The sequence below is a fragment of the Sulfurimonas sp. SWIR-19 genome, from assembly GCF_020410885.1.
Lineage (GTDB): Bacteria > Campylobacterota > Campylobacteria > Campylobacterales > Sulfurimonadaceae > Sulfurimonas > Sulfurimonas sediminis.
Map to the genome: position 1 here is coordinate 746,502 of NZ_CP084578.1, position 18,542 is coordinate 765,043.

The 18,542-nt window shown below is 35.1% G+C and carries 17 protein-coding genes; 13 read left to right on the plus strand and 4 right to left on the minus strand.

What is annotated here, in order from left to right; genetic code table 11:
* The first annotated feature begins 1 nt into the window (after position 1).
* Entirely contained in the window at positions 2-787 is a 786-nt protein-coding gene (lgt, locus tag LCX93_RS03915; RefSeq protein WP_226068727.1) for a prolipoprotein diacylglyceryl transferase, read from the plus strand.
* Between the two features lie 32 nt (positions 788-819).
* On the opposite strand, the gene LCX93_RS03920 is transcribed toward lgt, so the two are convergent.
* Both LCX93_RS03920 and LCX93_RS03925 read right to left on the minus strand, forming a co-directional pair.
* A complete protein-coding gene (locus LCX93_RS03920) occupies positions 820-1,308 on the minus strand; it encodes a DUF2062 domain-containing protein (RefSeq protein ID WP_226068729.1) in 489 nt (162 codons plus the stop codon).
* A 79-nt stretch (positions 1,309-1,387) separates the two neighbouring features.
* Complete coding sequence (locus LCX93_RS03925) at positions 1,388-3,238, minus strand: GGDEF domain-containing phosphodiesterase (RefSeq protein ID WP_226068731.1); 1,851 nt, start codon at positions 3,236-3,238, stop codon at positions 1,388-1,390.
* 153 nt (positions 3,239-3,391) lie between these two features.
* Between LCX93_RS03925 and LCX93_RS03930 the strand changes: the two genes are divergently transcribed.
* Positions 3,392-4,666 (plus strand): DEAD/DEAH box helicase, encoded by a 1,275-nt coding sequence (locus LCX93_RS03930; protein ID WP_193151485.1) that lies wholly within the window; start codon positions 3,392-3,394, stop codon positions 4,664-4,666.
* On the opposite strand, the gene LCX93_RS03935 is transcribed toward LCX93_RS03930, so the two are convergent.
* Complete coding sequence (locus LCX93_RS03935; protein ID WP_226068733.1) at positions 4,663-6,471, minus strand: EAL domain-containing protein; 1,809 nt, start codon at positions 6,469-6,471, stop codon at positions 4,663-4,665. The genes LCX93_RS03930 and LCX93_RS03935 overlap by 4 nt on opposite strands.
* 210 nt (positions 6,472-6,681) lie before the next feature.
* Here LCX93_RS03935 and pepN point away from each other — a divergent pair, with 210 nt between their 5' ends.
* From pepN to LCX93_RS03960, 5 genes are all read left to right on the plus strand, one after another.
* Complete coding sequence (gene pepN / locus LCX93_RS03940) at positions 6,682-9,243, plus strand: aminopeptidase N (RefSeq protein ID WP_226068736.1); 2,562 nt, start codon at positions 6,682-6,684, stop codon at positions 9,241-9,243.
* A 169-nt stretch (positions 9,244-9,412) separates the two neighbouring features.
* Entirely contained in the window at positions 9,413-10,882 is a 1,470-nt protein-coding gene (locus tag LCX93_RS03945) for an NAD(P)/FAD-dependent oxidoreductase (protein WP_226068739.1), read from the plus strand.
* 15 nt (positions 10,883-10,897) lie between these two features.
* On the plus strand, positions 10,898-11,074 hold the full coding sequence (locus tag LCX93_RS03950) for a hypothetical protein (RefSeq protein WP_226068741.1): 177 nt from the start codon (positions 10,898-10,900) through the stop codon (positions 11,072-11,074).
* Positions 11,075-11,131: 57 nt separating this feature from the next.
* Positions 11,132-11,950 carry a peptide deformylase gene (locus tag LCX93_RS03955; protein ID WP_226068743.1) on the plus strand — a complete coding sequence of 273 codons (819 nt, stop codon included), beginning with the start codon at positions 11,132-11,134 and terminating at the stop codon, positions 11,948-11,950.
* A 10-nt stretch (positions 11,951-11,960) separates the two neighbouring features.
* Positions 11,961-14,255, plus strand: a complete 2,295-nt coding sequence (locus tag LCX93_RS03960; RefSeq protein ID WP_226068744.1) for a hybrid sensor histidine kinase/response regulator — start codon at positions 11,961-11,963, stop codon at positions 14,253-14,255.
* Here LCX93_RS03960 and LCX93_RS03965 read toward each other — a convergent pair.
* Positions 14,252-15,004, minus strand: a complete 753-nt coding sequence (locus tag LCX93_RS03965) for a response regulator transcription factor (protein ID WP_151900742.1) — start codon at positions 15,002-15,004, stop codon at positions 14,252-14,254. The two genes, LCX93_RS03960 and LCX93_RS03965, sit on opposite strands and share 4 nt — an antisense overlap.
* 159 nt (positions 15,005-15,163) lie before the next feature.
* Between LCX93_RS03965 and LCX93_RS03970 the strand changes: the two genes are divergently transcribed.
* The 6 genes from LCX93_RS03970 to LCX93_RS03995 all read left to right on the plus strand — a co-directional run bounded on the left by LCX93_RS03970 (position 15,164) and on the right by LCX93_RS03995 (position 18,537).
* Positions 15,164-15,424 carry a GIY-YIG nuclease family protein gene (locus tag LCX93_RS03970; protein WP_226068745.1) on the plus strand — a complete coding sequence of 87 codons (261 nt, stop codon included), beginning with the start codon at positions 15,164-15,166 and terminating at the stop codon, positions 15,422-15,424.
* Positions 15,414-15,635: an RNA-binding S4 domain-containing protein gene (locus LCX93_RS03975; RefSeq protein ID WP_226068746.1), complete on the plus strand. Its 222-nt coding sequence runs from the start codon at positions 15,414-15,416 to the stop codon at positions 15,633-15,635. Before LCX93_RS03970 ends, LCX93_RS03975 begins: the two co-directional genes overlap by 11 nt.
* 254 nt (positions 15,636-15,889) lie before the next feature.
* A complete protein-coding gene (locus LCX93_RS03980; RefSeq protein ID WP_226068747.1) occupies positions 15,890-16,147 on the plus strand; it encodes a hypothetical protein in 258 nt (85 codons plus the stop codon).
* Positions 16,144-17,034 (plus strand): tyrosine-type recombinase/integrase, encoded by an 891-nt coding sequence (locus tag LCX93_RS03985; RefSeq protein ID WP_226068748.1) that lies wholly within the window; start codon positions 16,144-16,146, stop codon positions 17,032-17,034. Before LCX93_RS03980 ends, LCX93_RS03985 begins: the two co-directional genes overlap by 4 nt.
* 75 nt (positions 17,035-17,109) lie before the next feature.
* Positions 17,110-17,703: a gamma-glutamylcyclotransferase family protein gene (locus LCX93_RS03990; RefSeq protein ID WP_226068750.1), complete on the plus strand. Its 594-nt coding sequence runs from the start codon at positions 17,110-17,112 to the stop codon at positions 17,701-17,703.
* A complete protein-coding gene (locus LCX93_RS03995; protein ID WP_226068752.1) occupies positions 17,704-18,537 on the plus strand; it encodes a hypothetical protein in 834 nt (277 codons plus the stop codon). It abuts the gene before it with no gap.
* The last annotated feature ends 5 nt before the right edge of the window (positions 18,538-18,542 follow it).

The following is an 18,542-nucleotide window of genomic DNA, read 5'->3' on the forward strand; positions in this document are numbered from 1 at the left end:
GATGGAGCATTTTGTCTGGAACGCTGACCCGATATTATTTTCATTCGGTCCTTTGCAGGTGCACTGGTACGGACTTTTGTTTGCTGCAGCGATACTTTCGGGTTTGGAGTTTATGAAATGGGTCTATCGTTTGGAAAACAAAGATGAAAACACGATAGAACCACTTTTTTTGTATGCGGTTGTCGGAATAGTTATAGGAGCAAGACTCGGTCATGTTCTGTTTTATGATCCGGGCTATTATTTTGCACATCCGATGAAGATTTTTGCGGTATGGGAAGGCGGACTGGCTTCTCATGGTGGAGGTCTTGGTGTTTTGATGGCTCTGTATTACGGATGTAAAAAGTATAAAACAGACTTTTTATGGCTGATTGACCGGCTTGTAATCCCCACGGCACTTTTTGGTTTCTTTGTCCGTATGGGCAATTTTATGAATTCCGAAATCCTTGGAAAACCGAGTGAGCTGCCTTGGGCGATAGTATTTCAAAGAGTCGATATGATTCCAAGGCATCCCGTGCAACTTTATGAGGCTTTTTCGTACCTTTTTATCTTTTTTGTGCTGGCATTTATCTATAAAAGAAACTACAAGAAACTGCAAAAGGGTTTTTTGTTTGGACTTTTTCTTGTTTTGGTTTTCAGTGCAAGATTTTTGATAGAGTTTGTCAAAGTACGACAGGCTGATTATTCTTTAGGCATTGATTTGACAACCGGACAGCTGCTCAGCATTCCATTTTTGATTGTAGGATTAGGTTTTATGCTGTGGAGTTACAAGAAGAGTCAAAAGGCTTAAAATATAACTTCAATATCATAAAGCCAAGCAGTTTACCTGTCTGAATAATGTTTCTTTTTGTCTTTTTCAACAGATTGTTTCCAAAGAAAGTTTACCAAAAAATATCCTGCAAGTGAACCAAAAACAGAATATATTGCAGTGCCAAAATAAAGAGGTATAAAAATATTGTCCAAATTGTTTGAAAACCACTCGAGTGTCATTTGTACAGGTTCCGGTTGTATGCCAAGCAAAAAAGAACCGGTCAGGTATTCCATATAGTACATTGGGGGCATTGTCAAAGGATTGCTCAGCCAGCACATTGCAAGGGCTACCGGTACGTTGAATCTTACAAAAGGAACAAAAAGCAAAACAGCCGCCATCTGCATGGGCATAGGAATAAATGCTATAAAGAGACCTATAAGTACACCGCGTGAAATCATTTTACGGTTTGTTGCAAGATACTCCGGGGGTATTTTATATTTTTTTATCAGATCTCTGAGTTTTTTATGTTTGGAGGTTTTTTTTAAAGTTTTTCTTATCATCTCTGTACTTGTTTTATATAAATTATATTTGACTTGGATTATAGCAGGAGAGAGCTTATAAATAGCAGTGAAAAATGTTTTAGTGCAGGTCTGCACTCGGTTTGTCTATATAATAACCCTGTGATTTGTTTACACCCATTTTTATGAGTTTTTCATGTATCTCTTTCGTTTCAACATATTCTGCTATTGTTTTTATATTCATCTCTTTGGCAAAGGAAATGATGACGGAGGTCAAAACTTCCGAACTTTTGTTCTTCAGAATTGACTTGATAATACTGCCGTCTATTTTGATAAAATCTGCCTGCAGTTTCATCAGGTATTCAAAGTTTGAGTATCCTGTGCCAAAATCATCTATGGCAATACGGCATCCGTAGGATTTCACTTTTTTGATAAAGCGTTCAACGGTGTCAAAGTTTTTTATACTTTCACTCTCGACAATTTCAAAAATAACTCTCTCTCCTATGCCATAGCTTTGCAGCATTTGAAAAATATATTCATTCATATTGTGGTCCAGAATGTCTTCGATGGTTAAATTAATGGAAAAATCATAGGTATTGTCTTTAAACGCTTCAAAACTCTTTCTGATGACAATTTTTGTCAGTTTTTTATAAAGTTTGGCTTTTTTTGCAATTTCCAAAAAGTGCCATGGTGTTACAATGTTTCCTTTCTTGTCTACAAGCCGTATCAGTGATTCGTATTTGGTGACTGTACGCGTTTTGTTATCCATAATAGGTTGAAAAAACATAATGATTCTGTTCTCCAAAATGGCATCTTTTATCTCCTGAATCCATTTTAGATTATTTTCATATTCTTCGTTGAGTGAGGCTTCATCATTGTAAAAAACGATGTTTTTTGACTCTTTTTTTGCAAGTTTGAGTGCCATATTTGCTGTAGGCAAGAGAAGTTCTGTCTCTTCAAAAGAGATACCGACTGTTATGTTTAAATAGATGTCATGGTCTTCAATGGTAAGAGGATGTTTGTGTATTTCGTCTATAAGTTTTGTGAGATTATTTTTGAGTGTGTCGCGGTTTTTCTCTTTGGAGAGTAAAACAAACTCGTCACCACTGAGTCTGAACAGTTTGCATTCCGGATTTTTTTTAAGATTTTCCTGCAAAAATTCAGAAAATTTTACAAGAACCTTGTCCCCGAATTTTTCACCATAAAGATCATTTATCTGGCTAAAAGTATCTATGTTTATCAAAAGAAGCGAGAAATTGTTTATCTCCTTTTTTGCTTCTATCAATGCCCGCCTGTTTGGCAAACCTGTCAGAGAGTCTGTGTAAAACATCTTTGTTAACTCATCCTGGGTATATTCCATGAGTTCATTGTGTTTTTCTTTGAGTTTTTCTTTTGTATGTAAATCTGTTTTTCGAATAAAATATTTGAGTAAAAGATAGATACCGCATAAAGCGGCAGTAACATTTAAAAAGAAAAAAACTTCCTGTGCAAGCGGTGGTATGGTGTGATTGTAATGTGTGATAAGAATAGGGTCTATGACGACTGACAACATCACCAGGGCTACAAATGAGTAGAGCCAGTACTGAGACTTTTGCTCTTTTTCATGAATAAGCGAGGCTATAGGAGCAAAAAATGCCCAAATCATGACATAGCTTCCCTGCGCGAAGCCTCCTAGGGTCCACATGAGCAGAAACGGTAAAATAAGAACCAGCAACATTTGGACTCTCTGAACGATTAGCAAATTTTTATTTCGCTTGTAACACCAAAGGTTTACAAATGAGACACAAGAGTAAAAAAGAGGAATAAGTGCCGGAAGATACTGTTCAAAAGCGATATAAATAAGAGCCCAGACAAGACTTACGGGCCCTATAATCATCGGTACTATAATAATAGATGCTTCTTTGAGTTCATCTTCGCTGACCTGCTCAGTGTTAAGTAGTATATGTAAATAATGTTTATAGGCTTGAATCATTCGCTAACTTTTAATTTTTCAGTAATTATATCACAAATTTATCACAAGTATTGCTGAAACAGCTATTAAATTTTATTATCTGATTTATAAATAAAATGTGATAGAAAGGGGAGAAAATATGGTAAAATTAGATATATTAATTGAGGGAAGAAAATGTCATTTGAAAAGCTGGGAGTTTTTAAGCCGTTACTGGATGCTATAAAGGATTTGGGCTATACAGAGCCTACTCTGGTGCAAACAAGGGCTATCCCCTTGGTACTGGCAAAAAAAGATGTTTTTGCCACAGCACAGACAGGAACAGGCAAGACAGCTGCTTTTGTTTTGCCGATACTGCAAAAACTGAGAAAACCTGTGCAGGGCAAAGGAGTCCGTGCTGTTATACTTTCTCCTACACGGGAGTTGAGTATACAGATACATGATGATATTTCGGATTTGTCAAAATATATGGAGATTCGGACAACGATTCTGGTTGGCGGCAAAGATTTGCAAAAGCAGCGTGAAGCCTTGAAAAAGGGAACGGAGATTGTTATTGCAACACCCGGACGCTTGCTTGAACATATAGAAAACGGTTTGAGTCTCAAAGATGTGGAAATTTTTGTGCTTGATGAAGCGGACAGAATGTTGGATATGGGTTTTACCAAAGATATCCGAAAAATTCATCCGCTTATGCCAAAGAGACACCAGACACTTCTTTTTTCGGCAACATTCAGTGACAAGGTACGCAGGCTCTCTAAATTGATTTTGACCAAACCGGCGTTTATCGAAACGGCGAAAAAGAACACAACAGTAGATACAATAAATCAGGTGGCTTATCTTGTGGATACTGAGAGAAAAGCTGAACTGTTGGCGTATTTGATAGGGTCTAGAAACTTTCCTCAGGTTTTGGTTTTTACAAGAACAAAAGCAAGTGCCGACAGACTTTTTGAAGAACTGCAAAAAGACGGACTAAAATGCGGGATTCTTCACGGAGACAGAACAAAAGCAAACCGCTTAAAAACACTCAAACAGTTTAAAGAGGGCAAAACAAGAGTATTGGTGGCAACCGATATTGCTTCACGCGGTTTGGACATAGAAGAGTTGCCCTATGTCATTAACTACGAATTGCCTTCAATCCCGGAGGATTATGTTCACAGAGTAGGGCGTACAGGGCGTGCCGGACGCGAAGGTGAGGCAATCTCTCTCATTGATATTTATGAAAAATATGACATAAAAGACATCGAAAAGCTCATAGGACAAAAAATTCCCCAGGAAGTGGTCGAGGGTTTTGAACCGGATCCTACGATACGAAGAAAAGATGTGGACGAAGTCAAACTCAAGGCGGAACATAAAAAACCTGAAAGTAAACGAGTTCGTCACTACAGTAAAAATACCACAGGCATACAGACGAAACGAAATCCGAAAAAGCGTAAGACAACCAAGAGGGACTAGTCTAGAATATTTGGCAGAGGCTTTCCTATATGATAGCCCTGGAGCATATCAATCCCAAGTTCTATAGCCTTGTTTTGTATTGTCTCGTCTTCTATATACTCGGCAATGGTTATAAGGTCAAGCTCTTTTGCCAAATTGATAATATTTTTAAAGAGTTTTTCATAATGTATGTCTGATGCAATATATTTGACTATGGAACCGTCAATTTTAAGATAATTGAGATTCAGTTTGATAACATTTGAAAGATTGGAATATCCGCTTCCAAAATCATCCATGGCAATTGTGATTCGGGCATCTTTTGCTTTTTGTATAAATTCACAGAGTGCATCAAAATTGTCAAACTCCTCACTTTCTAAAATCTCCAAGGTTAACTGTCCGGCAATATCTTCTTGGACTGCCTGTGTGAAAATGGCTTCGCAGAATTCTGAATTTTGAATATCCAAAGCGGAAATATTAAAAGAAAAGCTTAAAGAAGGGTTCTTTTTGGCTATTTGAATAACCTGTGTAAACATTTGCAGAGAGAGTTTATGATAAAGAGGTGTCTTTTTGGCTACATCCAGAAAATACCAGGGCGCAACAATCTCTCCGTTTTGCCTCTCTATACGCATAAGTGTTTCATATTTGATGATTTTGTGCTGCTTGACATCATATATGGGTTGCAGGTAGCTGTAGACTTTGTTATATTGCAGGGCATAATCTATATCATCCAAAATACGTTTGTTTTTTTTGTTGTGATTCATATTTTTATGATACAGGGCTAAGAGCATATTGTGCTGTTTTGCAAATTTCAAGGCTATTTCGGCATGAATAAACGGATTGGAACTCTCTACAACTTCTCCTATACCAGCTTTCATACTGAGTGTAGTTTTGTATCCCTCACAGGTAAATTTTTGTTGATGCAGAGTAGAGAGTATATCTTCTGTTTTTTGCATAAATGTTTTTATCGGCATTGTCTGTGTGTTGACTATGCAAAACAAGTCTGCATGGAGTTTATACAGTTTTAGGTTTATAGAGATGTTTTTTTGCAGCAGTTTTGCAACATATCTCAGATATTCATTTCCGTAGGCATAACCGTAAATATCATTCAGCATACCAAAATGTTCAATATCCAAAATGGCAATAAAAAAGGGAGTGTCATTGTGGTTTCTGGCTAAGTCATAAACAAGTTTTTTGGCATTTTCAAGCTGGGTAAGTGCATCAACATTGTAAGCCTTTTTAATTTCGTCTGTTTTTTGTTTCACAATACTGTTTAAGCGTTTGACAACGATGAAGTTGAAAAACATATAAAACAGAATGATAAAAAATACAGGGACAATCAGATACAGAATTTTACTTAAAAGTATATGTTTGAGTGTGATGATGTCCTGAATATTGTAATCGGCACCGACAACATATTTTTTACCGTTTTTTGTCTGTTTGAGTATGTAGACACTGTAAAAGTCTCCCCACTTGTCTTTTGAATGATTAAAAAGAGGTTGGTTGAAGTTTATCGTGTTAAAAAGCTCTTGCAGTTGAGGGTCTGTATATGTATCAAAAGAGTAGATGTCACTGCTGTTTTGTTCCAAATCTTTTTCTTTGGCACTTGAACTTGAAAATCTGATGATATTGTTTTTATCCCGGATGAAGGAGTATACATAGGCAAGACGGGTATTGCGGATAAACTGAGTGAGATTTTTAATATTTTCAAAATCTTGTGCATACGTAGGCTTGTTTGCAAGCAAATTATCATCATGATAGGTACTTTTAAGAATCAAAGGGACACTGTTTGCACCATGGAGCAGTTCTTGTCTAATATTTGCATGCAAGGCTTTTTCAGACGTACTGTAAGAGTATAACCCGTAAAGGAAGAAAAAGAGTGTATATATGAGGATAAAAATAAGTAAGTTTTTGAAATTTATTAATTTTGAATTGAACATGTGGAATTATATTATATAAATCTTTCTTATACTTTAAAATTAATGAATTTTCATGGAAAATTTAAGTAAAATATCAGTATTAAAAATAAAAGAGTAATAATGAATACAGAAGTAAAAGCAAAATATTTAAAAGATTATAAAAAGCCCGCCTATGCAATTGAGAGTGTTGATTTGCTGTTTGAATTATTTGAAGAAGAGACACTTGTTACAAACACTATGCAGATAAAAAAAACAGATGCAAGTGTGAATGATTTAACACTTGATGCTGTGAATCTGGAACTTTTAGAGCTTTCTTTAAATGATTTAAAGTTGCAGGAGAGCCGTTGTATTATCGAAGAGGAAAAACTCACTGTTCTCAATGTTCCTGATGCGTTTGAGATAAAAATAAAAAACAAAATATATCCGCAAAACAATACAGAACTTGAAGGGCTGTATAAATCAGGCGATATTTTTTGTACTCAAAATGAGCCTGAGGGGTTTAGAAGTATTACACCTTTCCTTGACCGTCCTGATATTATGAGTCTGTTTACAACGACGATTATTGCAGACAAAAAGAAGTATCCTGTTTTACTCAGTAACGGCAATAAAATTAAATGTCATGAAGATTTCAAAGAACGCCATGGGGTAACCTGGCATGACCCGCATCCAAAACCTTCGTATCTTTTTGCGCTTGTGGCAGGGAATCTTGGCAGTATAAGTGATGAATTTACAACAATACAAGGCAATAAAGTCGCGTTAAATATTTACTGTGATTTGGGAAACGAGCAGAAGTGTCATCATGCCATGCACTCGCTTAAAGCCTCTATGAAATGGGATGAAGAGAAATACGGACGTGCCTATGATTTGGATATTTACAATATTGTAGCAGTTGACAGTTTTAACATGGGTGCAATGGAAAACAAGGGACTCAACATTTTTAACTCCGCCTATGTACTGGCAGATACCGATACAGCCACTGATGCCAATTTTATGGGAATAGAGAGTGTGATAGCGCATGAGTATTTCCACAACTGGACAGGCAACCGCATTACATGTAGAGACTGGTTTCAACTCACACTCAAAGAGGGACTGACAGTTTTTCGCGACCAGTGTTTTTCGGCAGATATGAATTCAGCACAGGTACAACGCATTGAAGATGTAAAAGCACTCAGAGAAAGACAGTTTGTCGAAGATGCTTCACCGACACGTCATCCTATTCAGCCGGAGTCTTATATATCTATGAACAATTTTTACACGGCTACGGTCTATGAAAAGGGTGCAGAAGTGATACGCATGGTTTATACACTTTTGGGTGAGAAAAACTACAGACAGGCGATGGATTTGTATTTTGAAACCTTTGACGGACAGGCGGTTACAACTGATGACTTTTTATGGGCGATGCACGAATGCGGTGATTTTGACTTGGAACTTTTTAAAAGATGGTACAAACAAAGCGGTACACCGCATTTACATGTAAAGGAGTCTTTTGAAAATGGGACATATAGCATATTATTAACACAAAAAATTCCAGATGATGTTGACGGAAAAAAACAAAAGCCCTGTTATTACCCTTTAAAGATGGGGCTTTTAGATAGAGATGGCAGTGAGATTTTGGCAAAAACTTTGATAATATCGAAAGAGAATGAAACTTTTGTATTTGAAAATTTAAAAGAAAAACCTGTACTTTCCATAAATCGGGATTTTTCCGCACCAATAATTGTTGAGTATAATGAGGCTCAATTTGCTTTTTTAATGAAGTATGACACAAACAGTTTTACGCAGTATGAGGCAACACAGAATTTTGCACTCCGGACAATCAATGAAATTATAGAGTCCAGTGCAGTCAATGATGATTTTGTAGATGCATATGGACATTTGCTTGATTTGGATGTTGATTTGTCTTACAAAGCACTGCTTTTGGAACTGCCGTCTGTTTCAGCAGTTATGCAACTGCAAAAAGAGATAGATTTTGACGTGATATATGATGCACAGGATAAACTGTTGTTGCATATAGCACAAAAATACAAAGAGAAGTTGTTAGATATTTATAAGCAAAATCATCTGCCTGCATCAGTAAGCTTAGAGGCAAAATATATTGCAAAACGAGCCATAAAAAACAGAGCATTGAAAATTCTTTCCATACTGAAAAATGATGAAGTCGCGGAGTTGGCACAAAAACAGTATGAAGAATCACTCACTATGACTGACCGTATTGTTGCTTTGGATGTTTTGGAAAACTTACATGTATCGTATGCTGAAGTTGCACTGCAGGATTTTTATAACAGATATAAAGATGAAACACTCGTCATGAACAAATATTTTGCAATTTTGGCATCTTCAAGCCGTTATGATGTGCTTGAACGTGTTGAGAAACTTCAAAGAGACAAAGTGTATGATGAAAAAGTACCTAATCTTGTTCGCTCTTTAGTCGGTTCTTTCGCGCGAAACTATAAACATTTTCATGCCAAAGACGGAAGCGGGTATAAATTTCTGGCTGACAGAATCATAGAAATAGATAAAATCAATCCGCAAATAGCTTCAGGGCTCTGCGGTGCTTTTAAAGTCTGTGATAAAATGAACAAACATAATCAAGATTTGATAAAAAAAGAACTCTCGCGTGTAATTTCTACACAGGGGCTTTCAAAAAACAGTTTTGAAATTATTGACAAAATATTAAAATAAACTTAATTTGTAGAGTTACTATTTTTACAAATGCCCTGTTTTAGGCATTTGCAGGCTATTGTCTCTTTTGCTTTTAAAATTTATGCAAAAAAGAAAGAAAATCATGTGATAACATTGTGATATTATTTTGATAAAGTTACCAAGAACTTAAATTATAGAGGAAAATTATATGGCAAGATTAGTTGTATTAGGTGGTGGTGTTGCTGGTCATACAACAGCTACATTCGCTGCAAAATGGTTAGGCTCAGATCATGAAGTTGTTGTTGTCACTCCAAATGCCAAGTGGAACTGGATTCCGTCAAACATCTGGGTAGGTGTCGGCCAAATGAAAAAAGAGGATGTAACATTTGATTTAGCACCTGTTTACGCAAAAGCGGGTATTGATTATCGTCAGGCAAAAGCAGTCTCTTTGAATCCGGAAGGTTCGCAGTCAAGTGATAAACCTTTTGTTACTATTGAATATACAAGTGCTGACAAAGCAGGACAGACTGAAAATATAGAGTATGATTATATTGTCAATGCGACAGGACCAAAGCTGAATTTCGGAGCTACTCCGGGTTTAGGCGAAGGCAGTCAACTGGGCGAGCATACTGTTTCTGTCTGTACGGCTGACCATGCCGTGCATGCTTCAGAAAAGTTAAACGAAGCCATTGAGAAAATGAAAGGCGGAACACGTCAAAAATTCCTGATAGGAACCGGACACGGCATGTGTACATGTCAGGGGGCTGCATTTGAGTATATTTTCAATATTGAGCATGAATTAAGAAAAGCCGGTGTTCGTGACATGGCCGATATGAAATGGATCTCTAACGAATCTTTTCTTGGTGACTTCGGGATGGGCGGACTGCATATGAAAGTTGGGGGATATGTTGTTTCTTCCAAACTGTTTGCAGAATCTCTTTTTGCCGAAAGAGATGTTGACTGGCTCATCGGTGCGCATACAAGCAAAGTAGAAGCAGGAAAAGTTGAGTATGAACTGCTTGACGGTTCAACCGGTGAAGAAGAGTTTGATTTTGCAATGCTTATTCCTCCTTTTGCGGGTGTTGGTTTAAAAGCCTATAACAAAGCCGGTGAAGATATTACTGATACGGTATTTGCTCCAAACGGTTTTATGAAAGTGGATGCGGACTATACACCAAAACCATATGAAGAGTGGAAAGCAAGTGACTGGCCAAGAACATATCAAAACCCTACATATAAAAATATGTTTGCTGCAGGTATTGCTTTTGCTCCGCCACATCTTATCTCTAAACCGATGAAGTCACCAAACGGAACACCGATTAATCCGACGCCTCCAAGAACGGGTATGCCTTCCGGTATTATCGGAAAAGCTGTTGCACACTCTGTTTGTGACATGATTACAAAAGGTGAAAATGCTCACCTGCATGAAGCTTCTATGGCTGAAATGGGTGCTGCCTGTGTTGCAAGTGCCGGAAAAGGTCTGTTTGACGGAACTGCGGCGGCAATGACTGTCTACCCTGTTGTTCCTGATTTTGAAAAATATCCGGGAACAGGGCGTGATACAGATTATACATTTGGTGAAATAGGGCTTGCGGGACACTGGATTAAACATATATTACACTATCTGTTTATCTACAAAGCAAAACTGAATCCAGGTTGGACATTAATTCCAGAATAAAAAAGAGGAGAGATTATGAGTGAAATAAAACATGTTGAAGAGGAAGTAAACTTTCAAAAAAATGATAAGTTTACTTTAACAATGATACCGGGTAAGTTTGCAAAAGCAATGAGAACGTGTGTAATCTGGCAGTTTATCAGATTTATAATAATCAATATAAAAATGATTATAGTTGTAGGTAAGAGTCACTAACAAGAAGAGTCTTGAAATTTTATTCAAGACTCTTTCGTGTATAAGGTATAAAAAACAATGGTAAGAGAGATTATAACGCATCCTACACCCCTGAGTATAGAATACGCTGTAGATATAAGAAAATTTGATGATGAATTATTTGCCTTGATAGAAGATCTCAAAGATACTATCAATGAAAATAATTTGGATGCTTTGAGTGCTTATCAAATCGGGAGTTACTATAACCTGATTATTGTAAAAGATGATGAAGGGAAGCTGATAGAGATGATAAACCCCCGGTTGATAAACCATAAGGGCAATGTCACGACTACAGAATCAACATTGTATTATCCTGGAAAAACAGCACAGATACAACGCTTTGAAACTATCAGTGTTGTATATCAAGACAGAAACGGAAATGATAAGTCACTGCAGGCAAGCGGAGATTTTTCTGTAAGAATTCAGCGAAAAATAGACTATACTTTTGGCGCTACTTTTGTGCAAAAAATGTCCAAAGAAGAAAAAGAGAAGTTTGAAAAAAGTTTAGAAAACGGTATAAATACTACAAATGCCGATTACTGCCCTACGGTCTTTTTCAGAGACAAAATTTTGAAACTGATAAATATTGTTATGTTTTTTATGCTTCTTCCGCTTGTAGCATCTTTTTTTATTCAGAAGGAGCAGACGTTACAGACTTTATGGACATATCAACTTTATATGATATACGGAGTCCTTGGTTTAAATATAGTTTACTTTTTTTATGCCCAGTATGAAGGAAAACTTTATGTCGCATGCAGTAGCTGCCAGTTAGGCAATATTGTCGGAACAACTGCAATATCTTTGATGAAACTGTCTGTTATTACAGTTGCGTCATACTTTTTGTTACATGTAAGATAATGGTATAACAATGAAAGAAGGCAGCATCCATTTAAGAGCAGTAAAAGGGGTATTTGTATCTTCAAAGTCAGATATACTGCAGCAATGGATATCGTATGCTTCTGTAAAAGAGATACTTCATTTACATAAGATAGATGAAAAAGAATTTGTAGAAAAATATGCCAGCGGTGTATTTGACTACTTTATGGGCGTAATCGCGGGTGAGAGAGATATCGGTGACTGTCCTGTTATGCAGGAGTTTTTGGCCTATTTGAAACATCGTGAAATCAGTGCGGACGAGTTGTTTGAGATATGCAGCAATTTTCGTCGTTCTATGGTAGAGTTCACTTATGATGCGAAGATAAATTCAAAAGAGATCTTTGAAGAAATTTCTTATATTTTTGATAAAAATTTTAAAGGTATTTTAAAATATTATACAGACAGTATTTTTCAAAAGCTTATTGACGCAAGGCAGGAAGCACTGCGTGCTTCTCAGGCAAAAGAGTACTTTCTTTCCAATATGTCGCATGAAATTCGCACGCCTTTAAATGCTATTTTAGGGTTTGTAAATCTTTTGATGGATGAAGATATTAGCAATAAACATAGAAATTATTTGGATATTATATTAAGCAGCGGCGAAAACTTACTGAGTATTATCAATGATATTTTGGATTTTTCAAAACTGAGAAGCGGTGAGTTTACGATTGAACCAAAGATTTTTTCTCTGCATGAAGAGCTAAGCCACACGATGGAGCTTTTTGTAGCTAGTGCAAATTCAAAAAATATCACCATTACTTCTTTTATAGATCCTCGTATTCCAAAAGAGTTGTTTGGGGATGTCCTTCGAATTCAACAGATAGTCTCAAATTTTTTAAGTAATGCCATAAAATTTACGCCTGAGGGTGGTGTGATAAAGGTTGAAGCAAGCTGTCATAACAACCAACTCAAAATCAGTGTGACAGACAACGGAGTCGGCATAAACGAAAAAGATATGGAAAGTATATTTGTTGCATTTACACAGGCACAGTTTAGCCAAAACAACAACAAAGAGGGAACGGGTCTAGGCCTGTCTATATCACACCAGCTTGCAGAGTTGATGAATGGAAGTGTTCATGTAGAATCACAAGTGGGAGAAGGCAGTACCTTTTGGCTCGATATCCCTGTTGCAGTGCAAAATGATGAGTGTCAGGCATTTAAAGATATCAGTGATTTTCAGAAACTAAAAATGGTACTGTATGCAAAAGACAAAGTTTTAGATTTTCGGCATGAATCCTTTTTGAAGTATGCTGAAATTTTTGCGATGAACATCAGTGTTGTAGAAACGCTTGAGTGCGAGTTTGACATATGTATATTTGTACATGAAACATGCGATGTAAACATACAAAAAGAGATTATCTACTCTCCAAAAAAATATATAGCACTTATGAGCAAAGAGTATGATACATATGAACACTATACGCATATCAAAGCGATGAGTTTTCCTCTGTATTGTTCAAAACTTCATAAACATTTCAATGAGTTGCTCAACCCTGAATTGTCATTAATCCATAATAAAAAAATATCCAATAGATTTAAGGGACATATCTTGGTTGCTGAGGACAATGAGGCAAATCAGGAATTAATGAAGATTGTCCTCAACAGATATGGCTTGACATTTGATTTGGCTCACAATGGAAAAGAAGCGGTTGCACTGTATCAAAAAAACAAATATGATTTGATTCTTATGGATGAGCAGATGCCTGTTATGAACGGAACCGATGCCGTCATTAAAATTATCGAATATGAGGAAAAAAACGGTCTAAGTCATACGCCAATCTCTGCCCTGACAGCTAATGTGTTAAAAGGGAGTAAAGAGAGAGATTTACTGAACGGATTTGACACATTTTTAGGGAAGCCTCTGGTTTTAAAAGAGTTGGAACGTGTTTTTATGGCATATCTGAAACTGGATTCCTACAGTGTTATACAGGAGGATAAAACAGATATATCTTCCACGGACAACCAAAAGATTACAGGGTTGGATGCAAAGAAACTGATGAAAGAGTTAATGTTGAATGAAGATGAACTTATTATGCTTTTGACACTTTTTATCAAAAAAATGAAAACGACTCTGAGTGACTTGGCAAAGGCGGTTGCTGCAAGAGATTATAAAAAAACAGCACTTCTGGCCCACAGTATTAAAGGGTCAAGCGGAAATTTCAGAATTGAAATTTTACAAAAAAATGCAACTGAAATGGAAAGAATGGCAAAACTTGAAAATACAGACTATAATTATGAGCAAACACTGAAAGAAATAAAAGAAAAGATTGCATCCATTAAAATAAACTAATCTTCTATATAATAGCCAATTCCTGAGGCATTTTTTATAATGTCTGTTTCAAGTTTGTTTCGCAGTCTCCACACCAGCGTCCTTACACTGTTTTCTGTAGCACCGTGTTCATCCCAGACATAGTTCATTGCCTGCTCAAATGATACAACTAAACCAAGTTGGGCAACAAGAAGGCGCAAAAAAGCATTTTCTTTTTTGGTAAGCTTGATCTTTTTCCCTTTATAAAAGGTTTCGCATATACTGATGTCAAGATGGTAATCACCACCACCGAACGGAACAATTGGTTTGTCTTGTGAGCGCTTGGAATAGAGTAGTTTTTCCAGGTTCAGTTTATCTACTTTGAGTGAATTGATATTCTCTTTTCTTTCATTTTCCTGTTGGTATTTGAACAAAGCCATTTGTATAGTTGCATGCAGAGACCCGGGATCAAAAGGTTTTACAATATATCCGTAGGGTTCAGTAAGTTTTGCCTGGGCAATAATGTCATCATCACTGTATGAAGTGAGATAAATAAAAGGAATATCATATTTTTCTTTTATAGTTTTTGCAAGTTCGATTCCGTCATTGCTTTCTTGTAAAGAGATATCAATAATAATGACATCCGGATTGTGTGTAGCTATTTTACTTTTTGCCATAGGAGCATTATCACACATCGCCACTACACTGTATCCGTGCTTTTGTAAAGACATATTTAAGTTAAGTGATGTGATTTCATCATCTTCGACTATTATTACTTTTTGTTTTTCCATGTTCTTTTCCTGTATTAAAAAAAAGTGACCAATTTGTGATAAATTAAGTCTTTATTATATTATAACTTTTTGTTATTTACAACTAAATTCATATATTTTTAAGAAATTGTTACAAAATGATACTGTAGTTATGATATAGTTTGATGAAAGGATGTATAAATGGTATATTATGTATATATTTTACAATGTAGTGATAATAGCCTGTATACAGGGATAACAACAGATTTAAAACGACGAATTTCTGAACATAACCATTCAGAAAAAGGTGCAAAATATACTAAAATCAGAAGACCGGTAAGATTGGTATATAATGAAGAACATACAAATAGAAGCAGTGCTTCAAAGCGTGAATATGAAATAAAAAAATTGTCACGGTCAGAAAAACTGAAAATTATAAAGAGGAGAGTAGATGAAATTTGAGTTAAAAGATGAATATATAGAGCTGTATAAATTATTAAAAGTGTTAGACCTTGTAGACAGCGGCGCACAGGCAAAAATGATTGTGGCAGATGGATATGTAGTGCGTAACGGTGAAGTTGAACTGCGCAAACGTGCCAAAATAAGAGCAGGCGATGTGTTGAGTGTAGGCGATGATGTAGCTATAGAAGTTGTTGAAACTTCTATAGTATAAAAGAACTCAGTAGTCCAATCAGTCCTCCAAAGACAAATCCCTATACTTTTGCAATAAACCTTAAATCTCCTCAGATAGCCTTATATATAGGCTTCTGAGAGGAATTCTTATTTTTTGATATTTACAGTCATTTACAGTTTTATGCAGTTTTATGCAGTTTTACAACAAATTGTTGTAAAATTTTGTTGTAATAAAATCAAAGGTTTTTTTAATGGGTTTGCGAAAGATAAGAGCAAAAAAATATAATGGTATTTATGAATATTATAAAGATAGTGATAATTGCATACAGAGATATTGACAATAAAGTTAAAAAATATCGATGCAATGCGACATCCAAAGAAGAAGCATTAAAAATATTAAACGAGAAACGAGCTGAATTAGCCAAAGATAGAGTAGAAATAGAAAAAGACGATTCTCTTTTAGCTAGGAAGTTAATGAATAATAATCTAACTTTAGAAGATGTTGCAAAGATTTACTTTCCTGTAAAAACAGAGCTAAGACTACTAAAATGATAGAAGCTACATTTTACAGACATGTTAAACCAAAATTAGGGAAGATGAAAATATCAAAGATTAAAACTTCTGATATTAAAAAATTGAGTGAAGAATTAAAAAAAACACCAACTCTAAGAGGTGCACAACAAAAAGCCAAATCAGATGCAACTCCTCTTAATCCAAGAACAGTGAAAAAAATAATTAGTAATCTTAGAGCCTTGTTTAATTGGGCTATTAAAGAGGGGTATATAGATAAAAATCTAGCAGTTGTTGGAGAGATAATTAAGACAGATAAAAATGAAGCAGGTAGAGTATTGTCAGATGAAGAGCTTGAAAAATTATGGAGTCTCGATGAATGGCAAGTTAAGCCACGATTGTTGTTATTTTTAAAAGCTTGTTATCATACTGGAGCAAGACCATCAGCCATAATGACAATACAGGTGAAGCATATAAATTTTGAAAACAAGACAGTGCATATTAGAGCGATGAAGCAAGGTAAACCATATGATGCAAAGGTTGGAGATGAACTTTTGACAATGTTTAAAGAGTGGATTAATGAACATGATTTAGTGCATGATAACTTTATATTTTTTCCAATACAGCTTTACAGAAAAGCTACAACTGAAGAAGAAAAACAAGCTATGAAAAATAGACATACAAGATATCAAGGCTATGCTGAACATTTTAGAAATATATTTGATAAACACTTTAACCAAAATATAAGTCCGTATGATAGTGCTTATAGGGTAACTGTTTATACGATGAGAAGAACAGCAGCAACAAAAGTTTATAAGAAATTTGGGATAGTTCATGCAAAGAAGTTTTTAAATCACACAGAGATTGATACCACTATGAAATATCTTAATATTGATGATGATATGGAAGTTATTGATTATGGACTATAAATATTATCGTGACAGATTTATGGAATTTATGCTATAATTTAGTCACGATAAAAAGGAGGAAGGGCTATGAGAATTATGGATAAAATAGAACGACAAATAAACAGTTTAGCTATTGATGAAATAGTGCCTTTTTCCTATATAAAACTAAAAGATGTATCTAAAGATACAATTAGAAAATATCTTCATAGACTTCATGAGAGGGGATTAATCTCTATTGAAAAAAGAGGTTACTTTAAAAAGATAGAACCATTTAACGAATTTCTTTTTGTGTATGGCTCACTAAAAAAAGGTTTTGATAATCATAAACTTTTAGAAAAATATGCAAAAAGAATAGGTAAAGCCTCTACAGTTGGTAAGTTTGCAATGTATGAAGATAGTTTTGGTAACTATCCATATCTTATAAAAGAACCAATTACTAAAGTGATGGGTGAGCTTTATGAGATTAAGAGAAAAGAGCTATTAGATAAAATTGATGAATTTGAGGGAGCACCAGAGTATTACCAAAGAAAAAAGATAAAGGTAAAAACCCACAAGGGTGTAAATCTAGCATTTGTTTATATAAGAGAAATTGAAGAGATACCAAAAGAACAAAAGCCGTTAAAAATATGGGAAAACAATACAGACTACAAGGTGCATAAACTTGATAGTTTTTTAGCAGGTTTGCACTAAATGGTACAAAACACTACAAAAAGGTATAAGACAGCTGGAAATAGCAATTTAGACACTTTAAAAATAAGTGAAAATGATTTATATCAGTTTGGGTGCGAATTTGAGTTTTATATAGATACAGCTAAATATAATTTGCAAGATGCTATTGAAGAAATAAGAATTAAAATTGCAAATTTTACAGATGCAGATATTTTAGTAGATTTAGTAACACTTCCAACTGATAGTGATAAAAACCATTGTATACAGATAAAACCTGACCAATCATTAGATAATAATGGTATAGAAATATCAATTCCAATTACTACTAAAAATGGTGTGAAACATTATATTCAAAATATTTTGCCACTTATTGAAGAATATGGCTACACTAATGAAGATACGGGGCTACATTTTCATATATCTACCATAAAACAAGATGGTATTAATTTTAACTTTTATCTCTATATGCTCATGTGTCATGATAAAAACTTACTCTCTTCTTGGTTACCACGTAGTGGCTATAGTCAAAATGTAATGGATATTTTATTTAAAAATACAAAAGCAAAATCAAGAGAGATCAAAAATAAAAAAGGTACTATCTGGAATCTTGAGAAAATAGACTCAAATCATATAGAGATAAAGGCTATTGGTGGAGTAGAGTATCATAAAGAAGCAGAGAAGATTATAAATGAATTTGAAGAATATACTAAGTGTTTTAATGTTGTTTTAAAAGATACTGATACCGACTATAGACAAAGATTGATAAGTGAGCATAAGCAATTAATTAAGTCTCTTGATTATGATACTAAAGAAAAGTTTGTACAAGCTGTTTATGAAACTGGTTTGATAAAATAATAAAT

What these genes read in the sequence shown, in the direction of transcription:
- lgt (WP_226068727.1), top strand. Translation starts at nt 2, where the DNA reads ATGGAGCATTTTGTCTGGAACGCTGACCCGATATTATTTTCATTCGGT.
- LCX93_RS03925 (WP_226068731.1), bottom strand. Translation starts at nt 3,238, where the DNA reads ATGATTCAAGCCTATAAACATTATTTACATATACTACTTAACACTGAG.
- LCX93_RS03960 (WP_226068744.1), top strand. Translation starts at nt 11,961, where the DNA reads ATGAAAGAAGGCAGCATCCATTTAAGAGCAGTAAAAGGGGTATTTGTA.
- LCX93_RS03945 (WP_226068739.1), top strand. Translation starts at nt 9,413, where the DNA reads ATGGCAAGATTAGTTGTATTAGGTGGTGGTGTTGCTGGTCATACAACA.
- LCX93_RS03975 (WP_226068746.1), top strand. Translation starts at nt 15,414, where the DNA reads ATGAAATTTGAGTTAAAAGATGAATATATAGAGCTGTATAAATTATTA.
- LCX93_RS03980 (WP_226068747.1), top strand. Translation starts at nt 15,890, where the DNA reads ATGAATATTATAAAGATAGTGATAATTGCATACAGAGATATTGACAAT.
- pepN (WP_226068736.1), top strand. Translation starts at nt 6,682, where the DNA reads ATGAATACAGAAGTAAAAGCAAAATATTTAAAAGATTATAAAAAGCCC.
- LCX93_RS03965 (WP_151900742.1), bottom strand. Translation starts at nt 15,004, where the DNA reads ATGGAAAAACAAAAAGTAATAATAGTCGAAGATGATGAAATCACATCA.
- LCX93_RS03920 (WP_226068729.1), bottom strand. Translation starts at nt 1,308, where the DNA reads ATGATAAGAAAAACTTTAAAAAAAACCTCCAAACATAAAAAACTCAGA.
- LCX93_RS03955 (WP_226068743.1), top strand. Translation starts at nt 11,132, where the DNA reads ATGGTAAGAGAGATTATAACGCATCCTACACCCCTGAGTATAGAATAC.
- LCX93_RS03930 (WP_193151485.1), top strand. Translation starts at nt 3,392, where the DNA reads ATGTCATTTGAAAAGCTGGGAGTTTTTAAGCCGTTACTGGATGCTATA.
- LCX93_RS03950 (WP_226068741.1), top strand. Translation starts at nt 10,898, where the DNA reads ATGAGTGAAATAAAACATGTTGAAGAGGAAGTAAACTTTCAAAAAAAT.
- LCX93_RS03995 (WP_226068752.1), top strand. Translation starts at nt 17,704, where the DNA reads ATGGTACAAAACACTACAAAAAGGTATAAGACAGCTGGAAATAGCAAT.
- LCX93_RS03985 (WP_226068748.1), top strand. Translation starts at nt 16,144, where the DNA reads ATGATAGAAGCTACATTTTACAGACATGTTAAACCAAAATTAGGGAAG.
- LCX93_RS03970 (WP_226068745.1), top strand. Translation starts at nt 15,164, where the DNA reads ATGGTATATTATGTATATATTTTACAATGTAGTGATAATAGCCTGTAT.
- LCX93_RS03990 (WP_226068750.1), top strand. Translation starts at nt 17,110, where the DNA reads ATGGATAAAATAGAACGACAAATAAACAGTTTAGCTATTGATGAAATA.